Source organism: Paenibacillus sp. Y301 (genome assembly GCF_059445505.1).
Map to the genome: position 1 here is coordinate 60,772 of NZ_JCAIUL010000002.1, position 18,003 is coordinate 78,774.

At 40.3% G+C, this 18,003-nt stretch carries 14 protein-coding genes; 11 read left to right on the forward strand and 3 right to left on the reverse strand.

Features of this window, described 5'->3' with window-relative positions:
* Positions 1 to 100: 100 nt before the first annotated feature.
* The 3 genes from AC1D69_RS03740 to AC1D69_RS03750 all read left to right on the forward strand — a co-directional run bounded on the left by AC1D69_RS03740 (position 101) and on the right by AC1D69_RS03750 (position 7,755).
* Positions 101 to 2,443 (forward strand): YhgE/Pip family protein, encoded by a 2,343-nt coding sequence (locus AC1D69_RS03740; RefSeq protein WP_495454823.1) that lies wholly within the window; start codon positions 101 to 103, stop codon positions 2,441 to 2,443.
* A 317-nt stretch (positions 2,444 to 2,760) separates the two neighbouring features.
* Complete coding sequence (gltB, locus tag AC1D69_RS03745; RefSeq protein WP_495454824.1) at positions 2,761 to 7,359, forward strand: glutamate synthase large subunit; 4,599 nt, start codon at positions 2,761 to 2,763, stop codon at positions 7,357 to 7,359.
* A gap of 249 nt (positions 7,360 to 7,608) precedes the next feature.
* Positions 7,609 to 7,755 carry a hypothetical protein gene (locus AC1D69_RS03750; protein ID WP_495454825.1) on the forward strand — a complete coding sequence of 49 codons (147 nt, stop codon included), beginning with the start codon at positions 7,609 to 7,611 and terminating at the stop codon, positions 7,753 to 7,755.
* Between the two features lie 175 nt (positions 7,756 to 7,930).
* Here AC1D69_RS03750 and AC1D69_RS03755 read toward each other — a convergent pair whose 3' ends face one another.
* Positions 7,931 to 8,299 (reverse strand): helix-turn-helix domain-containing protein, encoded by a 369-nt coding sequence (locus AC1D69_RS03755; protein ID WP_495454826.1) that lies wholly within the window; start codon positions 8,297 to 8,299, stop codon positions 7,931 to 7,933.
* Between the two features lie 233 nt (positions 8,300 to 8,532).
* Between AC1D69_RS03755 and AC1D69_RS03760 the strand changes: the two genes are divergently transcribed.
* From AC1D69_RS03760 to AC1D69_RS03795, 8 genes are all read left to right on the forward strand, one after another.
* Positions 8,533 to 8,946, forward strand: a complete 414-nt coding sequence (locus AC1D69_RS03760; protein WP_495454827.1) for a hypothetical protein — start codon at positions 8,533 to 8,535, stop codon at positions 8,944 to 8,946.
* Positions 8,947 to 9,292: 346 nt separating this feature from the next.
* Positions 9,293 to 10,198 carry a UTP--glucose-1-phosphate uridylyltransferase GalU gene (galU, locus tag AC1D69_RS03765; protein WP_495454828.1) on the forward strand — a complete coding sequence of 302 codons (906 nt, stop codon included), beginning with the start codon at positions 9,293 to 9,295 and terminating at the stop codon, positions 10,196 to 10,198.
* Positions 10,195 to 10,893 (forward strand): sugar transferase, encoded by a 699-nt coding sequence (locus tag AC1D69_RS03770; protein WP_495454829.1) that lies wholly within the window; start codon positions 10,195 to 10,197, stop codon positions 10,891 to 10,893. The genes galU and AC1D69_RS03770 overlap by 4 nt, the downstream gene beginning before the upstream one ends.
* A gap of 77 nt (positions 10,894 to 10,970) precedes the next feature.
* Positions 10,971 to 12,311, forward strand: coding sequence for a UDP-glucose dehydrogenase family protein (locus AC1D69_RS03775; protein ID WP_495454830.1), 1,341 nt, complete (start codon positions 10,971 to 10,973; stop codon positions 12,309 to 12,311).
* A gap of 45 nt (positions 12,312 to 12,356) precedes the next feature.
* Complete coding sequence (locus tag AC1D69_RS03780; protein WP_495454831.1) at positions 12,357 to 13,289, forward strand: LCP family glycopolymer transferase; 933 nt, start codon at positions 12,357 to 12,359, stop codon at positions 13,287 to 13,289.
* A gap of 277 nt (positions 13,290 to 13,566) precedes the next feature.
* The gene (locus AC1D69_RS03785) at positions 13,567 to 14,028 is read left to right on the forward strand and encodes a DUF1854 domain-containing protein (RefSeq protein WP_495454832.1); all 462 of its coding nucleotides are present in this window, start codon (positions 13,567 to 13,569) and stop codon (positions 14,026 to 14,028) included.
* 392 nt (positions 14,029 to 14,420) lie between these two features.
* Positions 14,421 to 15,332, forward strand: a complete 912-nt coding sequence (locus tag AC1D69_RS03790; protein WP_495454833.1) for an ABC transporter ATP-binding protein — start codon at positions 14,421 to 14,423, stop codon at positions 15,330 to 15,332.
* Complete coding sequence (locus AC1D69_RS03795) at positions 15,316 to 16,107, forward strand: ABC transporter permease (RefSeq protein ID WP_495454834.1); 792 nt, start codon at positions 15,316 to 15,318, stop codon at positions 16,105 to 16,107. Before AC1D69_RS03790 ends, AC1D69_RS03795 begins: the two co-directional genes overlap by 17 nt.
* Positions 16,108 to 16,242: 135 nt before the next feature.
* Here AC1D69_RS03795 and AC1D69_RS03800 read toward each other — a convergent pair whose 3' ends face one another.
* Entirely contained in the window at positions 16,243 to 16,659 is a 417-nt protein-coding gene (locus tag AC1D69_RS03800) for a bactofilin family protein (protein ID WP_495454835.1), read from the reverse strand.
* A gap of 177 nt (positions 16,660 to 16,836) precedes the next feature.
* Complete coding sequence (locus AC1D69_RS03805) at positions 16,837 to 17,826, reverse strand: M23 family metallopeptidase (protein ID WP_495454836.1); 990 nt, start codon at positions 17,824 to 17,826, stop codon at positions 16,837 to 16,839.
* Positions 17,827 to 18,003 lie beyond the last annotated feature (177 nt).

The window sequence follows — 18,003 nt, forward strand, 5'->3', positions numbered from 1 at the left end:
CACGGCATCGGATTTCGTAGAGGAGTTTTCTTAGGTCTAAAACTGACCGGATGAGGAATATAGTCATTAAGTATTTGTACTATAAGGAGAGAAAATAATAATGAAGTCGATATCCGTATTTTTGAAAGATATGGGGTCAGCGGTCAGAGATCGTAAATTATTGATCAGTATGATTGCTATTCTTTTTATCCCAGTCATGTATAGTGGCATGTTCTTAGGGGCCTTTTGGGATCCCTATGGTAAAATGGACGATCTTCCTGTAGCCGTAGTCAATACTGACAAAGGGGCTAATTATGAAGGCAAGTCGCTCCATGTCGGTAATGATTTGATGACGGAATTGAAGAAGACAGACGGATTCAAATGGGAATTCGTTACGAAGCAAGTAGCTGAAGCTGGAATGGACGATAATAAATATTATATGACCATTCTTATTCCAGAGGATTTCTCATCTAAAGCTACGACGTTATTAGATGAACAACCTGAGCCTGCTCAGATTGTGTTCAAGCCAAACGAAGGGAATAACTTCTTGGCAGGACAGATTGGTGGTACTGCGGTAGAACGGATCAGAGCACAAGTCGCTGCCAAAGTGACTGAAGTATACACGCAAACGTTATTTGATCAGATCAAAACAGTATCTACTGGATTTAAGGAGGCAGGTACTGGAGCTGGTGATATTAATGAAGGTGCAAGCAAATTGGATGATGGAGCCACTTTGCTGAAAGATAATCTAGGGAAGTTGGTTGACGGCTCAATAAAATTACAAGATGGCATTCAGCCTCTGACTCAAGGTGTTAATGATCTTGGAGCAGGTGCAACACAATTGAAGGATGGCTCTTCAACACTTGCAGGTGGACTAACGCAACTACAAGCAGCTCAGAAAAAGTTGGAGACAGGTGCGGTTCAAGCCCACGAAGGTACTACGCAATTGCAAGCAGGTCTAGAGTCCTCTGAACAGGGAAGTGCTAAGATTGTAGCGGGTCTACAATCTTCTGTAGATGGAAGTTCACAACTAGAAGTTGGACTTAAGTCTACGGTAGATGGAGCATCGCAATTGGAAACGGGTCTTAATGCTTCCGTAGAAGGAAGTGCTAAACTGGAACAAGGATTAAAGGATTCTGCAACAGGTAGTGAACAAGTAGCTAGCGGTGCAGCTAGTGTAGCACAGGGTTTGAAACAATTAGCGGCATCGAACCCAGAACTTGCTGCAAGTGAAGATGTCCAGAAACTACTAGCAGCGAGTCAAGCCGTAGCGCAAGGTAGTGACAAGTTAAATCAAGGGCAGCAACAATTAGTGCAAGGGGCTACCCAATTGAATCAAGGACAGACACAGTTAGCACAAGGGGCTACGAAACTTCATGAAGGTGCAGAGAAACTTCATGTCGGTGCGAGTGCGTTAAATCAAGGAGCACAACAATTGTTGAAAGGAAGTACAGAATTACATCAAGGGCAGCAGCAACTTGTCCAAGGTGCCACACAATTAGAGTCGGGTCAATCACAATTGGCTGATGGTCTTCAATTGTTCGGGACTAAGATGGGAGATGCTGTAACAGGAAGTCAACAATTAGCCGGTGGTGCCGATAAAATAGCGGCAGGTTCTGAGAAGTTATCTGGTGGTATGAGTCAACTAGGTGGCGGTATTGGAACGATTACCGATGGATCTAAGAAGTTAAGTGATGGTGCTGGGGAATTAGAAAATGGTCTTGTGAAGTTGAAAGACGGTTCTGATGAACTTGCTACTAAATTAAATGAAGCAGCAGATACAACTGGAGCAGTAAAAGGAACAGACGCAACGTATGGTATGTTTGCTGAGCCAGTAATAGTCAAAGAAGAAAAGGTAAATAAGGTTCCTAACTACGGTACAGGGTTCGCTCCGTACTTCTTATCCTTAGGACTATTTGTAGGAGCACTTATTTCAACGATCGTATTACCAAGTCGTGAATCTAGTGTGCCAAATGCTTCAGGCTGGAACAAATTTGTAAGTCGTACACTAGCATTCTGTAGCATAGGGATCATTCAATCGATTCTTGCAGCAGTGGTAACGCTATATGGATTAGGTCTCGAAGTTCAAAGTGTACCTTTGTTCTACTTATTCACCGTACTCACTAGCTTTACCTTTATGTTCTTAGTACAGGCGTTTGTAACATGGTTCGATCAACCAGGGCGCTTCGCAGTTATTGTTGTTCTTATTCTACAACTTACAACAAGTGCAGGAACATTCCCTAAAGAATTGATTCCAGGTTGGTTGAGCGCAATCAACCCATGGTTCCCAATGACTTATAGCGTGAAAGGATACAAAGCTATTATTTCTACGGGTAATTTCGGTTCCATGTGGTCTGATGTAGGAGTTCTAGCAATATTTGCAGGGATCTTCCTGATTGCTACACTCATGTACTTCTTAACAAAGACAAAACGTCTTAACGAAGAACATACTTTGAGAGCATAATTTAAAAGAAAATCATGGGAGCGAGCCATCAAGGTCATCATAATGACCTTGATGGCTCGCTCTTTTTTTACTATTTATATTCATCTCCTGAAATATTGTATTGAATAGTGAACCTTAATTATGCATAATTATTAAAAATACACTTCTATGCATTAAAGCTTTCATGCAAAACAATTATTATCGCCATAATAAAAAATATTAAATTGTGTAGATATTAGGTTGATGATAAAATAATATAACCAAATTAGAACGTTCTAATAGCAATCGGTTTTGTTTACTTGTGAATTCATATTCTATATATAGAAAGGTTGCGAACCATGAGACACACAGCACTCCCACCGAAACAGGGACTCTACGATCCACAACATGAGAAAGATGCATGCGGAATGGGATTTGTAGCTAATATTAAGGGGAAGACCTCTCACGAGATTGTCAGTCAAGCACTCACGATGCTCGTTAATATGGAACACCGTGGCGGTCAAGGAAGTGAGCCGAATTCAGGTGACGGAGCCGGTATTATGCTACAAATTCCACATCGTTTTTTCAAGAAGGAAGCCACGAAGTTAGGATTTAACCTTCCTCAGCCAGGACACTATGGTGTAGGGATGATCTTCCTTTCACAAGATCCAACGATTCGTGAAGCTCATGAGACGAAATTACAGTCTATTATTGAAGAGGAAGGTCAGGTTTGTCTGGGCTTTCGTGACGTACCTACAGTAGACGATATGCTTGGTAAATCTGCCAAGGATGCTAAACCCTATGTACGCCAAGTATTCATTGGTCGAAATAGTACGTTACAAGATGAAATGGCTTTTGAACGTAAATTGTATGTGATTGGTAGACGTATCGAACTTGCTACTCGTTATAGTGGGGATGAAGAAGGAGAAAGTTTCTATCTTACCAGCATCTCATGTCGCAAAATCGTATATAAAGGTATGTTGACGACAATCCAAGTAGGCCAATTCTATGTGGATCTACAGGATGAATCGTTCGAGTCCGCTATTGCACTTATTCATTCTCGATTCAGCACGAATACATTTCCAAGCTGGGAACGCGCCCATCCTTATCGTTATATGATTCATAACGGGGAGATTAATACACTCCGCGGTAATGTGAACTGGATGCATGCACGTCAGTCTCTGTTTGCAAGCGAAGTATTCGGTGATGATCTGGAGAAAGTGAAGCCTGTCATCAATCCAGATGGTTCAGATACAGCGATGTTTGACAACACTTTTGAATTCTTATATTTAAGTGGACGCTCGTTACCTCATGTTGCCATGATGATGGTGCCGGAGCCTTGGAATAACCACGAGACAATGGATGATACTAGAAAGGCATTCTATGAATATCACAGCACACTTATGGAGCCTTGGGATGGACCAGCTGCGATGGCCTTTTCTGATGGTGTTCAGATTGGGGCTATTCTTGACCGTAACGGATTACGTCCAGCTCGTTATTATGTAACCAAGAATGATCTTATTGTACTTTCTTCCGAAGCAGGTGTATTAGATATTCCAGCTGAAGATATACTCTACAAAGATCGGTTGCGTCCAGGACGTATGTTATTGGTAGATACGAAGGAAGGTAGAATTATTTCCGATGAGGAAGTGAAAGCTGAAATTGCCTCAGAGAAACCTTATCGTGCATGGTTAGATGAACATTTAATTAACCTAGATGAACTGCCAGATGCACCCGAGCTACCAGATCCGAAGCATGATAACATTCAACAATTGCAACAGTCTTTTGGATATACCTTTGAGGAACTACGTAAAGTCTTAGAACCTATGGCTTCTACTGGAGCAGAGGCGATAGCCTCCATGGGTTATGATGCCCCTCTAGCCGTATTCTCAGAACGCCCACAGCGTCTGTATAATTATTTCAAACAAATGTTTGCGCAAGTAACGAACCCTCCCATCGATGCGATTCGTGAGGAGATCATTACCGCAACTGGAACAACGATCGGACCTGAACGTAACATGCTGCATCCAGAACCTGAGAGCTGTCGTCAGATTCGCTTGGATACGCCCGTATTATCTAATGAAGACTTCGGTAAAATCCGTCATGTGCACCGCCCAGGATTTAAATCCATGACCATTCCGATCCTCTTTCCTGCGGCCGATGGTGCGAAAGGAATGCGGGAAGCATTAGATGTCCTATGTAAAGCGGCAGATCGTGTTATTGATAAAGGGCATAATATTCTTATTCTTTCTGACCGAGGTGTTGATAAAGATAATGCAGCCATACCAGCACTATTAGCGGTATCTTGTCTGCATCATCATTTGATCCGTCAGGGTACTCGAACCATGGTAAGTATTCTATTGGAATCTGGTGAACCTCGTGAAGTACATCATTATGCTCTTTTATTAGGCTATGGCGTGAGTGCAGTTAATCCATATCTAGCATTCGAGAGCTTGGACGATATGATTCAACAGGGAATGTTGCGTGGGATTTCACATGAGAAAGCTGTAAAGAATTATATTAAAGCAGCGACGAAGAGTGTGGTCAAAGTATTATCCAAGATGGGTATCTCGACGATCCAGTCTTATCGAGGTGCACAGATTTTTGAAGCTGTCGGATTGAACTCAGAGTTCGTGGATCAGTACTTCACACGTACACCTTCCCGGATCGCTGGTATCGGTCTAGAAGAAGTGGCTATAGAGACATTGTCTCATCATAATCGTGCATTTACAGATAAAGATGGAAATGACAAAGAACTCGATTCTGGTGGTGAATATCAATGGCGCAAAGATGGGGAAGAGCATCTGTTCAACCCTCAAACCATTCATTTACTTCAACAATCGGTTCGTACGAATGATTATACCCTTTATAAGAAATATGCTCGCTTAGTTCAAGGTGAGAATGAACAGCGTAAAACGATTCGTTCCCTTCTACAATTGAAGCCCGTAGGAGCTTCTATTCCTATTGAAGAGGTTGAATCCGTAGAGTCTATCATGAGACGTTTCAAGACAGGCGCTATGTCATTCGGTTCGATTAGTAAAGAAGCCCATGAAAGCATGGCTATTGCGATGAATCGTATTGGTGGGAAGAGCAATACGGGCGAAGGTGGAGAAGATCCAGCTCGGTTTATCCCAGATCCTAATGGGGATTCACGTCGTAGTGCAATCAAACAGGTCGCTTCAGGACGATTCGGAGTTACATCCAATTATCTAGTTAATGCAGATGAGATTCAGATTAAGATGGCTCAAGGAGCTAAGCCAGGAGAAGGTGGTCAGCTTCCAGGTCGTAAAGTATATCCTTGGGTTGCGGAAGTTCGAGGATCTACTCCAGGAGTGGGCTTGATCTCTCCACCTCCTCACCATGATATTTATTCGATTGAGGACTTAGCAGAATTGATCTATGATCTTAAGAATGCTAACCCACGTGCGAATATTAACGTGAAGCTGGTATCTGAAGTTGGTGTAGGAACGATTGCTGCTGGTGTTGCTAAAGGACGTGCAGACATCATCCTCATAAGTGGTTACGATGGAGGCACAGGCGCATCACCACAAGGTTCGATTCGTCATGCAGGACTTCCATGGGAGCTTGGGCTTGCTGAGACACATCAGACCCTTATTCTGAATAATCTCCGTGATCGGGTTGTACTGGAAACAGACGGCAAAATGCTAAATGGTCGTGATTTGGCCGTTGCTGCGTTGCTGGGAGCAGAAGAATATGGATTCTCTACAGCACCTTTGGTTGCTCTAGGTTGTATTATGATGCGCGTATGTCAAATGGATACTTGTCCAGTTGGGGTTGCTACACAGAACCCAGAATTGCGTAAGAACTTCATGGGAGATCCAGCCCATGTAGTTAACTTTATGACATTTGTAGCCCAAGATTTACGTGAGATTATGGCTGATCTTGGCTTCCGAACCATTCAGGAAATGGTAGGACGTACAGATTGTCTAGATGCGATCACAGCAACAGGTCATTGGAAGAAGGAGGGAATAGACTTGTCCGTTCTCCTTCATTCTCCTGAACTACCTGAAGATAGTACTCGATTTAACAGTAAACGTCAGAACCATGGTCTAGATGAGACATTAGATATTCAACAGTTACTAGAACTTGCTTCGCCTGCCTTAGAGAATGGTACCCCGGTGCAAGCTGTTCTACCGATTACGAATGTTAACCGTGCTGTAGGTACGATATTAGGAAGTGAAATCACACGTAAATATGGAGCGGTTGGTCTACCAGACGATTCTATTCAATTCACATTCTTAGGAACAGCAGGTCAGAGCTTCGGTGCCTTCGTACCGAAGGGAGTAACCCTAACTGTTGTGGGAGATTCGAATGATTACGTGGGTAAAGGTCTTTCAGGTGGTAAATTGGTTGTGAAACCTTCTGAGAAGTCTACCTTTAAAGCGGAAGAGAATATAATTATTGGTAACACAGCGTTCTATGGTGGAACTAGTGGTGAAGCCTATATCTGTGGAATAGCAGGTGAACGATTCGCGGTACGTAACTCTGGGGTTAAGGTCGTCGTAGAAGGTGTGGGCGATCATGGTTGTGAATATATGACGGGTGGACGTGTCGTCGTACTTGGTGAGACTGGACGTAACTTTGCAGCGGGAATGTCAGGTGGTATTGCTTATGTATACGACCCAGAGGGGACCTTTATTGAACGCTGTAATCTGGAAATGGTATTACTTGAGCGTGTAGAAGAGGCTGCAGAAGCTGCAGAACTCCAGGGTCTCATTCGTAATCATGTTGCGTACACGGAGAGTACCCTTGGACAACGAGTGCTTGATCAATGGACAGAAAGTTTGAGTCAGTTCGTTCGAGTTATTCCAAAGGACTATAAAAAGATGACAAGACAGATTGAGAAGGTTTACGAAAGTGGATTAACGGGTGAGGCTGCTCTTCTTGCCGCATTTGAAGCTAATATGCGTGAACTAGCCCGTACCGGTGGCAATTAATAAATGAATGATTAAAGGGATTTCACGAAATGATGAACAGATTTCGTGATAAACTTACCTACTACAGACTCGATTTATCGAACTGTGTAGGTAAGTTTTTTTTTCGACAAAATAAGAACCTATTTCTTTCAGAAACAGTGCCAAAAGACGACAACATAAAAAAAATAGGTATTATATAATATGATAGAAAGCATAGAAAAGATGTTCGGAATGAAAGTAACAATGAAAAGTAGAGTGAGGTTATCTTCGATGAAAGAAAGAAATGAAGTAGGTACCGAAGCCCGGTCCAATCGTGAGATACCGGATAAGGAAAGTGTGGATATACTAAAGATTATGCAACAATGTGGTATTCATCCCGAAGTATGGAAGGATTACATAAGAAATTTACAGAAATAAGGGGTTTACAAAGAAATACCTTAGTGTCCAAAGAAGTTACTTTGGGGACTAAGGTATTTTTGAAAATATAAGAATTTATAAGTATTTCTGCTTATACATAGACTTATATTTCAACGCTAAACGTTTCATCGCCGCTCAAGGACGGCGAAGCCGTTTATGCTTGTGAGACAATCTTCTATTTCATCGTTCGTTCCATACGAACAAAAGCAATAAATCTTCTTGCTTCTTCCTCTGATAGGCTTTGCCCATCAATGGTGAGATTAAATTTTTCTAATAGCTTATCGTCGGATAATTCTAAATCATCCACAAAGAGTCTTACATCGTCATCCATTACGATGGCAGGTTGAGAAGTTCGACCAATGAGGTAATCAATAGATACACCGAACACATCAGCAAGTTTGGTTAAGATCTCGAAGTCAGGCTTACGTCGATTCTTCTCATAATGGGAAAGGGATGCTCTCGTAATACCAATTGAGTGGGAGAGCTCTTCTTGTGTCCATCCTCGAACCTCGCGTAATTCCGCTATACGATTCCCGTGATTCATGAAATATCCTCCCTGTGGCTATCTACGTCTATCATTTCTATGATTAAAAGTAAAGCGAAAAACAAGAAAACACAATTTTTGTGCTTGACATGATACAATATGTATCGTAAATTGGAAGTATGAGATACATAAAGTATCAATAGGTGGGATTTGTACGATACAACACGTATCATTGATTCTTACCAAACTTATTCTTATTTATACATCCTATACTATTCTAAAGGAATGAAGCTATGAATCCCAATATTGATGATTGGGCCAACCTTTCTCTAAATGCACATATCTATATTAGAGAAGTAAGGGGCAACATGGTAAACAGTAAGCGACGTCCTATATTCTTAATGGAATTAGGGGATAACGCAATATGTTTCCTAAGTGACTTAGATATTCCAACGATACAGAATGTAGTGTTTGGCTTTGATATTGAAGACACCAGCTCAACCGTTACACTTTTTGGAGAAATAGAATCTAAAGGTTTGTACGAAGAAGTATTCCAATATCGTGTCAAACTAAATAACGAAAAGGTGAATCAAGTAAATCAATTGTATAATACAAGGCTTCTGAAAAAAATGCTAATTAATTTAAATTACTTTCTAATTTCTAAACATACACTTGGAATACATAGAAGGATCAACCTCTCCATATAAAACGGAAAAGAAACCCCATGAATACACTTATTCTCATTCTACTATAAATTACTGTGAAGTGCATTAGGCCGATTAACCCATAAAGGTGCATAAAAGACTAAATAAATAAGAGTAATTGCATCTTAAATATTAAATTCAAAGAAAAAAGCCTTACTGTGACTTTTATTGAAAAAGTCAAAAAAATCGTGAGGTCATTTATGGAAGAAATATAAATTACATTTCATTTCATTAGATATTCATATCTTGATCATGTAATAGGAGACCTACTAGATTATCGAATGATGGTAGTCGAATCGTGGAAGTTTGGCTACACAATAAAATAGAGATAAGGATAGGGTGGTAAGTGATGAAAAAAGTAAGGAAGGCAATTATCCCTGCAGCAGGACTAGGCACCCGATTCTTACCGGCTACTAAGGCAATGCCGAAGGAAATGTTACCGATCGTCGACAAGCCAACGATTCAGTACATTGTAGAAGAGGCCATTGCTTCTGGGATTGAAGACATCATTATAGTAACAGGCAAAGGGAAAAGAGCAATTGAAGATCATTTCGACAATGCCTTTGAACTTGAACAAACGCTTATTGAACAAGGGAAGTTGGAATTGTTAGAAGAAGTAAGAAAGTCTTCTAATGTTGATATTCATTATATAAGACAGAAGGAACCCAAGGGATTAGGTCATGCCGTATGGTGTGCCAGGAATTTCATAGGCAATGAACCGTTCGCTATATTATTAGGTGATGATATTGTTGTGTCGGAAGTGCCTTGTACGAAGCAATTGATAGAGCAATATGAAATTACGGGAAGATCCATCGTTGGCGTGCAAACGGTCTTGCCTCATCAGACGGATCGGTATGGAATTATAGACCCATTGAAGGCGGAAGGTAGACTAAGCTCGGTTCATCAATTCGTTGAGAAACCAGCGCAAGGTCATGCTCCTTCTAATCTTGCAATTATGGGGAGATATATTTTGACACCAGATATATTTCAGTATTTAGAGGAACATCGAATTGGTGCTGGGGGAGAAGTTCAGTTAACCGATGCTATTCAAATGCTAAATGAATATCAAGGGGTATATGCTTATGACTTCGAGGGTCTCCGATATGATGTTGGAGAGAGATTGGGGTTTATTTTAACGACTCTGGATTTCGCCCTAAAGAATAACGAGTTAAGACTTCCTATGCTTGCTGCACTTGAAGAGTTAATGGAGAAACAAGCCAACCAATTAATAATCGGTGGAGGGGAGTATAAATGATACCAACGTCTCAAAGGAACGAAGGTGAACTGTTTCTTGAGAAACACTTGCCATATCCTCATGTAGTACCTAATCGTGCACGGTCGGGTAATCCGTATCTATTCATGAAAAGAATGATGGATATCCTGGGAGCTTCATTGGGTCTACTCCTTTTGTCTCCTTTTTTTGCAATTTTAGCCCTAATTATTAAAATAGAGGACCCGAAAGGTCCGGTGTTTTTTCATCAAATTCGTGTTGGTAAAAATGAAAAGAGATTTAAAATGTTTAAATTCAGATCGATGGTCTCTAATGCTGAAGATTTATTAGATGAATTACTCGATCAGAATGAAGTAAGTGGTGCGATGTTTAAGATGAAGAATGATCCTAGGATTACAAGAATCGGCAAATTCATTCGAAAAACAAGCGTGGATGAATTACCTCAACTGTGGAATGTTCTTCGTGGAGATATGAGTATGGTCGGTCCAAGGCCGCCCCTGTTGAGAGAGGTCGTAGAGTATTCCTCATATGATAAACAAAGGCTTCGTGTAACACCAGGTTGTACTGGTCTATGGCAGGTAAGTGGAAGAAATAGTGTTGGATTTAAGGAAATGGTTGAATTGGATATTCGATATATCGATCGTAGAAGCATATCGTATGATCTTAAGATTATTTTCAAAACCGTAAAAATGTTATTTGGAGCTAAAGATGCATTTTAAGGAACGAAATTAGATATAAGTCATATTGCAGGAGTCTGAGGGTATGGCGAATTGCATATAGAAGAGGAGTGTTTTCGTTGAAAATAGCAGTGATAGGTACTGGATATGTAGGTTTAGTATCAGGTGTTTGTTTCGCAGAAATAGGAAATCAAGTGATCTGTGTTGATAATGATCCAAGTAAAGTAGATATGCTCCGAAACGGAGAGATTCCAATATATGAACCTGGACTTCAGGAGTTAGTAATCAACAATACTGCACGTGGGAATTTATCTTTCACAACAGATATCGGAGAAGCGGTAAGGGATTCTGAAATGATTATTATCGCTGTGGGTACGCCCTCGATGCCAAATGGTGAGGCGAATCTGAGTTATATTGAGCAAGTTGCTAAAGAAATAGGTAGCGTCATGAATGACTATAAAATCGTGGTTACAAAAAGTACAGTTCCTGTTGGAACGAACTATAAAGTGAAGGAATGGATTGGGGAATTAACGGATCAGCCGTTTGATATCGTATCTATACCTGAATTCCTACGGGAAGGAACGGCAGTTAAGGATACGTTATACCCTGATCGTGTTGTCATTGGAATTGATAACGAAAGAGTTATAGAAGCATTGCAAGCACTACATAAGCCCTTAACAGATCATATCATTATTACAGATATTCGCTCTAGTGAGATGATAAAATACGCGTCAAATGCCTTTCTAGCTACCAAGATTTCTTTTATTAATGAAATTGCAAATATTTGTGAAAAGGTTGGAGCGGATGTAACAAAGGTAGCGGAAGGAATGGGATATGACAAACGTATTGGACATTCCTTTCTACAAGCTGGAATTGGATATGGAGGTTCTTGTTTTCCTAAGGATACCGAAGCACTTATTCAAATTGCAGGCAACGTAGATTACGAGTTTAAACTATTGAAGTCGGTAGTCGAAGTGAATAAGGATCAGCGTTTCAATGTCATCCATAAGTTAGAAGATGCATTAGGGAGTCTGAAGGGTCGAAGAATCGGGGTGTGGGGTCTAGCCTTTAAACCAAATACGGATGATGTACGTGATGCACCTGCGATAGATATCATCAATACGTTGGTCAAGAAAGGAGCAACTGTGCAGGCTTACGATCCAATTGCGATGGACAATTTCAGACTTGTGATGGATGCTCCTGAGATCGAATGGTCGAAAGGTGCTATGGAGGCTGCAATGGACTGTGATGCGATTTGTATTCTAACAGAGTGGTCAGAATTTGCTGAAATCGAGTTAGTAAACCTTGCATCAATCATGAAACAGCCAGTCATGATTGATGGACGGAATGTATACGGATCACAGGAAATTAAGAACTCTCCCTTTGTTTATTATTCGGTAGGCAGACCTAACTTGAATACAATTGATGACGATAAATATGCGGTACCTGTTCTTCAGTGATGTATTGAGGTTAATTGAATAGAAGTACAAAAAGGGGTAACACCTATGAAACGTTGGATTAAAATAACTTTGCTAGTTCTATCTTTGATTATCCTCATTGCCGTTGGTTACGGAATCTACTTGTATCAATCTGTGAAATCGACAGCGAATGCCATCTATGAACCTAGGGAACCGGTTAAACCTGTAACGACAGATAAGTCCCCTCAAGGTGGCTTGCCTGTGAGTATGAATGAACGAGAGCCTTATACTGTACTAGTTATGGGGGTCGATCAACGTGAGAATGACGTGGGTCGATCGGATACTATGATTGTATTAAGTGTGAACCCATCTAAGGAATCCATTCTAATGTTCAATATTCCAAGAGATACACGAACTGAAATTATAGGACATGGTACAACAGATAAGATCAATCATGCTTATGCTTTTGGTGGTGTGAATATGGCAATACAGACGGTTGAGAATTTCCTCCAAGTTCCGATGAATTATTATATAAAAGTAAATATGGAGGGTTTCAGCCAAATTATCGATTTGCTGGGTGGCGTAGAGGTTAATAATCAATTTTCCTTTCAATATGATAGTCATGATTTCAAAGAAGGTATTCTGAAATTAAACGGAGCTGAAGCACTTGCATACTCACGTATGCGGTATGATGATCCGCGAGGAGACTTCGGACGCAATGCTAGACAACGAGAGGTGCTTACGCAGACGTTAAAGAATATGTTGCAGGTTAGTAATATTGTACGTGTTCAATCGATGCTTGATGAAGTGGGAAATAATGTGAAAACAGATATTAGTTTTGATGAAATGAAGAAATTTGTAACAGATTATCGTTCAGATCTGAATAGAATTGACACACTAGAGCTAGTTGGTCAAGGCAAGATGATAAACGGGATTTATTATTACCAAGTAGATCGTGTCGAGAAAGATCGAGTTCACAATGAGATAGAAGAGCATCTGAAGAAGGCAGACAATGAATGAGAAAGAATAATGATTTCTTTTCTTTAGGTGATGGTGTAATGGCTAGTGAGAACTAGCCTATTTTTGTGTTCCCTCAATCCCAGCTATTTTCCCTCGCTTCATCATAATCGGTCCGAACTCCGTCGAACGTTGTCCAAATTACAAAAACAGTGTACCCATAATTCATGATTTCCTGACGGCGAGGTCATTTTTTGATAAGTAGTTTTGAATCTGTCTCGGATTGGGTAATTATCAGAAAGTAAATGAATGAAGGAGTACAGAAAGTGGAGGAATACATATGATACAACTATCAAGAAATTTTGATGGGGTACTTGAAATGGATGAGTCTGGTAGTAAATATGCAGGTGTGAAATTAATTCGAACATTCCCGTTAACAATGCCGGATCAGTACATTTCAGTTCGATCACAAACGGATGAAGAAATTACGATGATTACGGATCTTTCAATGCTGGAAGATAATAGTAGAAGAGAAGCAGAGAAGGAACTCAAGCAGTATTATATGGTACCAACAATTCATAGAATTATATCTATAGTACGACCAGAAAGTGAATGGGTATGGGTCGTGGATACGAGCTATGGTAGAATGACCTTTCGAATGAATGAAATGCATGAAAGTGTACATCCTTTGAGTCAAGTTAGTTGGCTTCTAAGTGATATTGAAGGACGTAGATTTATTATTTCAAATTTTCAAGAACTAGACGAGAGTAGTCTGAAACAATGGAAAAAAATTTCCAAATAAATTACTCATTAGGAATTACTTGACAATACAATAAATGTCGAGTACATTACAGTTATTGATACAAAATGTATCTTTTTGTATTTTGAATGACACAATATGTCGAATAAGAGTGATATCTGTGAGGGGTAGGTAGTTAGTATGGTTAAACAGTTTCAGTTTTACTGTGTGTATTGTGAACGTATTGTAGAAGGAAATATTAAGAGTCCCATTTTTAAGACGGGATTCTATCGGTATGATATAAAGATGGGGTGTTGTGAGGAATGCGCTGTAAATCAATATACGTTATGTACAAATAATAATAATGTTGAGAAAAATTTCTAAATATTTGTTAGACTAGAGGAAGATTCGATCGGTGTCGTTTCGTGTTTGTTTATCCTAAGGAGTGAATTTAGATGCAGCAGGAACCCGTAGTTCAATTGGAGGGTGTCTCTAAGATTATCTCATCCAAGGCAATTATTGATAACCTCAGCTTAGAAATTACACCTGGTCAAGTGTTTGGATTTCTCGGTCCCAATGGGGCAGGGAAAACCACAACCATTCGCATGATGGTAGGTTTAATATCTATTAGCCAGGGTGATATTCGTATATGTGGGAAAAGTATTAAGAATGAATTCGAAGAGGCGATAGCGAACGTAGGGGCTATTGTGGAAAACCCAGAGATGTATAAATATCTGAGCGGGTATCAGAATTTATGGCATTTTGCTCGGATGATGCCTATGATTACGAAGCAACGCATACAAGAGGTTATTGCTCTTGTGGGACTAGATAATCGAATTCATGATAAGGTCAAAACGTATTCTCTTGGCATGAGACAAAGGTTAGGTGTAGCTCAAGCTATTCTACATAATCCGAAATTACTTATTTTGGATGAACCTACTAACGGATTGGACCCGCAAGGTATCCGAGAATTACGGGACTATTTACGTCATCTGTGCAGAGTTGAGGGAACAACGGTATTCGTATCGAGCCATTTACTTTCTGAGATGGAACTGATGTGTGATCGAGTGGCTATTATTCAGAATGGTCGCCTAATTGATGTCCGTCAATTGAAGAATGATGATGGGGTGGCTGTATCCGCTGCGGAAATAGCATTTGATGTGGATCAACCACAGCAAGCTGCAGCTATATTGGGAGTCGACAGAGTGGAGAATAATATGCTTATTATGCAGGTCTCACGTGAAGAAATAGCTGATATTAACGCTCGCCTTGTTCAGGCAGGACTCAAAGTATATGGCATTCGCGAAGTAACTCGAACGCTCGAAGATCAATTCTTGGAAATGACGGGAAGTGAACAAATTGTCTAGCTTCTATAAATTAGTATTAAATGAGAATATGAAAATATATCGTCGCGTGCGTACATGGATCATGTTATGTCTATTAGCTATATTTAGCATACTTCTGCCGTTTGTATTCTACATGGCTGGAGGAGAAGATAACCCTAATGTATGGGAAGTTACGATGTTATCCATGACGATTACGTTTTTTCTGAACATTATATTCGCAGTCGTTATTGCAGGTGATTCTGTAGCTAGTGAGTTCTCATGGGGAACCATTAAACTGCTTCTGATCAGACCGTGGAGTCGATCCAAAATTTTATTATCAAAGTACATCTCCGTCATCCTATTTGGGATGATAAGTAGCTTAGTGTTGTTCATCTTCGCATACATCTTCTCTAACATTTGGTTTAATTATGAGGGTAATGCAGGAATGATCAGTAGTTCATGGAGTGATATGTCATATACATTAATGACGCTAGGATCACGATATGTTGAGCTACTATTAATCACTACGATCGCATTTATGATTTCCACCTTATTTCGTTCGAGTACGTTCGCTATGGTGGTAGCATTGTTTATTTTGTTCACGAAGGATATCTTCTTAGCTCTTCTTAATCCAGAGAAATATGAGTGGATGAAGTATGTTATATTCACACATATGGATTTAAAGGGATATCTTGATAATCCAGTTGGGCCAGCAGGATCAACGTTACTCTTCTCGGTAATGGTACTGGCCATTTACTATATTTGTTTCTTACTCATTTCTTGGGTGGTATTCAAGAAACGTGATGTATCAACATAAGGTCAGCGATCGCTAACTCACAAAGCCCTGAGGAATAGGATTGAGTCTATTCTACAGGGCTTTATTGTGTGGTGAATACATAACATGACAGGGTTACGTAGCATAATTGAGAAGATGGCAATGGTCAGATAAATGCTAGCTTACTTCAGTTTGTAAGAAACGTGGATTCATTTCCTTCGACTTCTCAGTCACAGAATCAGCAAGGTTCATCGTACTAGTACCACTCAAGGCACCACCTTCCATAATGATAAGAGAAGAGGCGGTTACATCCCCATACATTTGTCCAGTTGCTGTAATTGTAAGTTTACCCGTTGCGGCGATGTCTCCATATACCTTACCGGCGATGATTACTTCTCTTGCTTGAATAGTAGAGCGAGCTACCGCATATTCCCCCACCGTTACATCCCCTTGGCTCTCAATCTCACCATTAAAGGTACCTTCAATTCGTAAGTTGGCTTCACAGTTTAACTTTCCAGTAACCTCAGAACCTTGTCCAATTAATGTATCTGTTGCTGCGTTTGCCTTTCTATTTGAGTTTCTTGATCTTGCCATGTTTGATAACCTCCTAAAATTTTTTGGAGAGCGAAACTCCCCGAATAACCATCGTTTCAAAAAATAGCGTCGAAAGCATAATCTTAATTTTTGTGGAGCAACGCTCCTTAGATAATCTTCGTAACAAAAATACTTCGAAAGCATAAACCTAGTTTTTGGAGAGCTGAACTCCCCGAACTATTTAATATAAGATAGAGGGTTTACGACGGTGTTCTTTTTCTCAACTTGAAAATGAAGATGTGATCCCGTACTGCGCCCCGTACTTCCCATTTCCCCAATGGTTTGACCCTTTGAGATTGCGTCTCCCACATCGACCTTGATCTTGCTTAAATGCATGTATACTGTCTGTAATCCATCAGGATGTTCTAACTTAATATAAAGTCCACGTGCGCCCTGTTGCTCAGCTTCTAGCACGATGCCTGCTCCTGCAGCGTAGACAGGATCCCCTGTGTCTCCAGAAATATCAAGACCGGCGTGGTAGGACGCAACTCCGGTAAAAGGATCTGTTCTATAACCGAAGCTAGATGAAACAACGTGTGAGGGGGTTGGCCACATATTAGGAATGCCAGCCAACATATCTTGTGTTTCTTGGGCTTTTTCAAGCATTTGTGGGATATTGTTCTCCATGGAATCAAGTAAAGCTCGGATCTCCTCAAAGTCATCCTTTGTCTCACGTGTAAGGTCAAGAATATCTGTCGAGTCTATGGCAATAAACTCACCACCTATATGATCGGCGTTATTGTTAGTAGAAGATAAAGAAACACTCGTTGACGTCTTCGGAATCATACTGGTTTTATTCATATTAATGAACTTTTGTAATTCTTTCTCCAGATCATTCACACGTTGCATCTTACCCTTCATGTCCTGTGCCTCAGAGGAAAGGTTGATAATCTCATTCTGCAATCTGGAGATAGCCTCATCACGGTTACTTACTGTGATTTCCATCTGATGGGTTGTCATCGTTTTGAGGTGCATTTCCTGTTCCATATTAGAAATGATTTGGGAAGAGTGAACTTGCATGGAGATAATTAAGCCAGAAAGGGACAGAATAGCAATAGTTGGTACGGCAATAAGTAAAGGTTTGGAGAGATGGACTTGTTTAACCGAATGTTGTGCATCACGTAAAACAAGAAGAGTTAAAGGTTGTTTCGGTTTCGTACTTTTCATAGGGACTCCTTTCTATAGATGAGTTGTGAATAGCTTGGTTATATTCTATTTATTCGTGAGAATCTATAAACATGTCAATTTCTTTGGAGATTATTGGTTGAATTTGTCCTTAGCCAGGGTATGTAATGAATAAATCCCTATCTCATTGGTCAATGATGAACGTTACTGGGAGAGATA

What these genes read in the sequence shown, in the direction of transcription:
- AC1D69_RS03740 (WP_495454823.1), top strand. Translation starts at nt 101, where the DNA reads ATGAAGTCGATATCCGTATTTTTGAAAGATATGGGGTCAGCGGTCAGA.
- gltB (WP_495454824.1), top strand. Translation starts at nt 2,761, where the DNA reads ATGAGACACACAGCACTCCCACCGAAACAGGGACTCTACGATCCACAA.
- AC1D69_RS03750 (WP_495454825.1), top strand. Translation starts at nt 7,609, where the DNA reads ATGAAAGAAAGAAATGAAGTAGGTACCGAAGCCCGGTCCAATCGTGAG.
- AC1D69_RS03755 (WP_495454826.1), bottom strand. Translation starts at nt 8,299, where the DNA reads ATGAATCACGGGAATCGTATAGCGGAATTACGCGAGGTTCGAGGATGG.
- AC1D69_RS03760 (WP_495454827.1), top strand. Translation starts at nt 8,533, where the DNA reads ATGAATCCCAATATTGATGATTGGGCCAACCTTTCTCTAAATGCACAT.
- galU (WP_495454828.1), top strand. Translation starts at nt 9,293, where the DNA reads ATGAAAAAAGTAAGGAAGGCAATTATCCCTGCAGCAGGACTAGGCACC.
- AC1D69_RS03770 (WP_495454829.1), top strand. Translation starts at nt 10,195, where the DNA reads ATGATACCAACGTCTCAAAGGAACGAAGGTGAACTGTTTCTTGAGAAA.
- AC1D69_RS03780 (WP_495454831.1), top strand. Translation starts at nt 12,357, where the DNA reads ATGAAACGTTGGATTAAAATAACTTTGCTAGTTCTATCTTTGATTATC.
- AC1D69_RS03785 (WP_495454832.1), top strand. Translation starts at nt 13,567, where the DNA reads ATGATACAACTATCAAGAAATTTTGATGGGGTACTTGAAATGGATGAG.
- AC1D69_RS03790 (WP_495454833.1), top strand. Translation starts at nt 14,421, where the DNA reads ATGCAGCAGGAACCCGTAGTTCAATTGGAGGGTGTCTCTAAGATTATC.
- AC1D69_RS03800 (WP_495454835.1), bottom strand. Translation starts at nt 16,659, where the DNA reads ATGGCAAGATCAAGAAACTCAAATAGAAAGGCAAACGCAGCAACAGAT.
- AC1D69_RS03805 (WP_495454836.1), bottom strand. Translation starts at nt 17,826, where the DNA reads ATGAAAAGTACGAAACCGAAACAACCTTTAACTCTTCTTGTTTTACGT.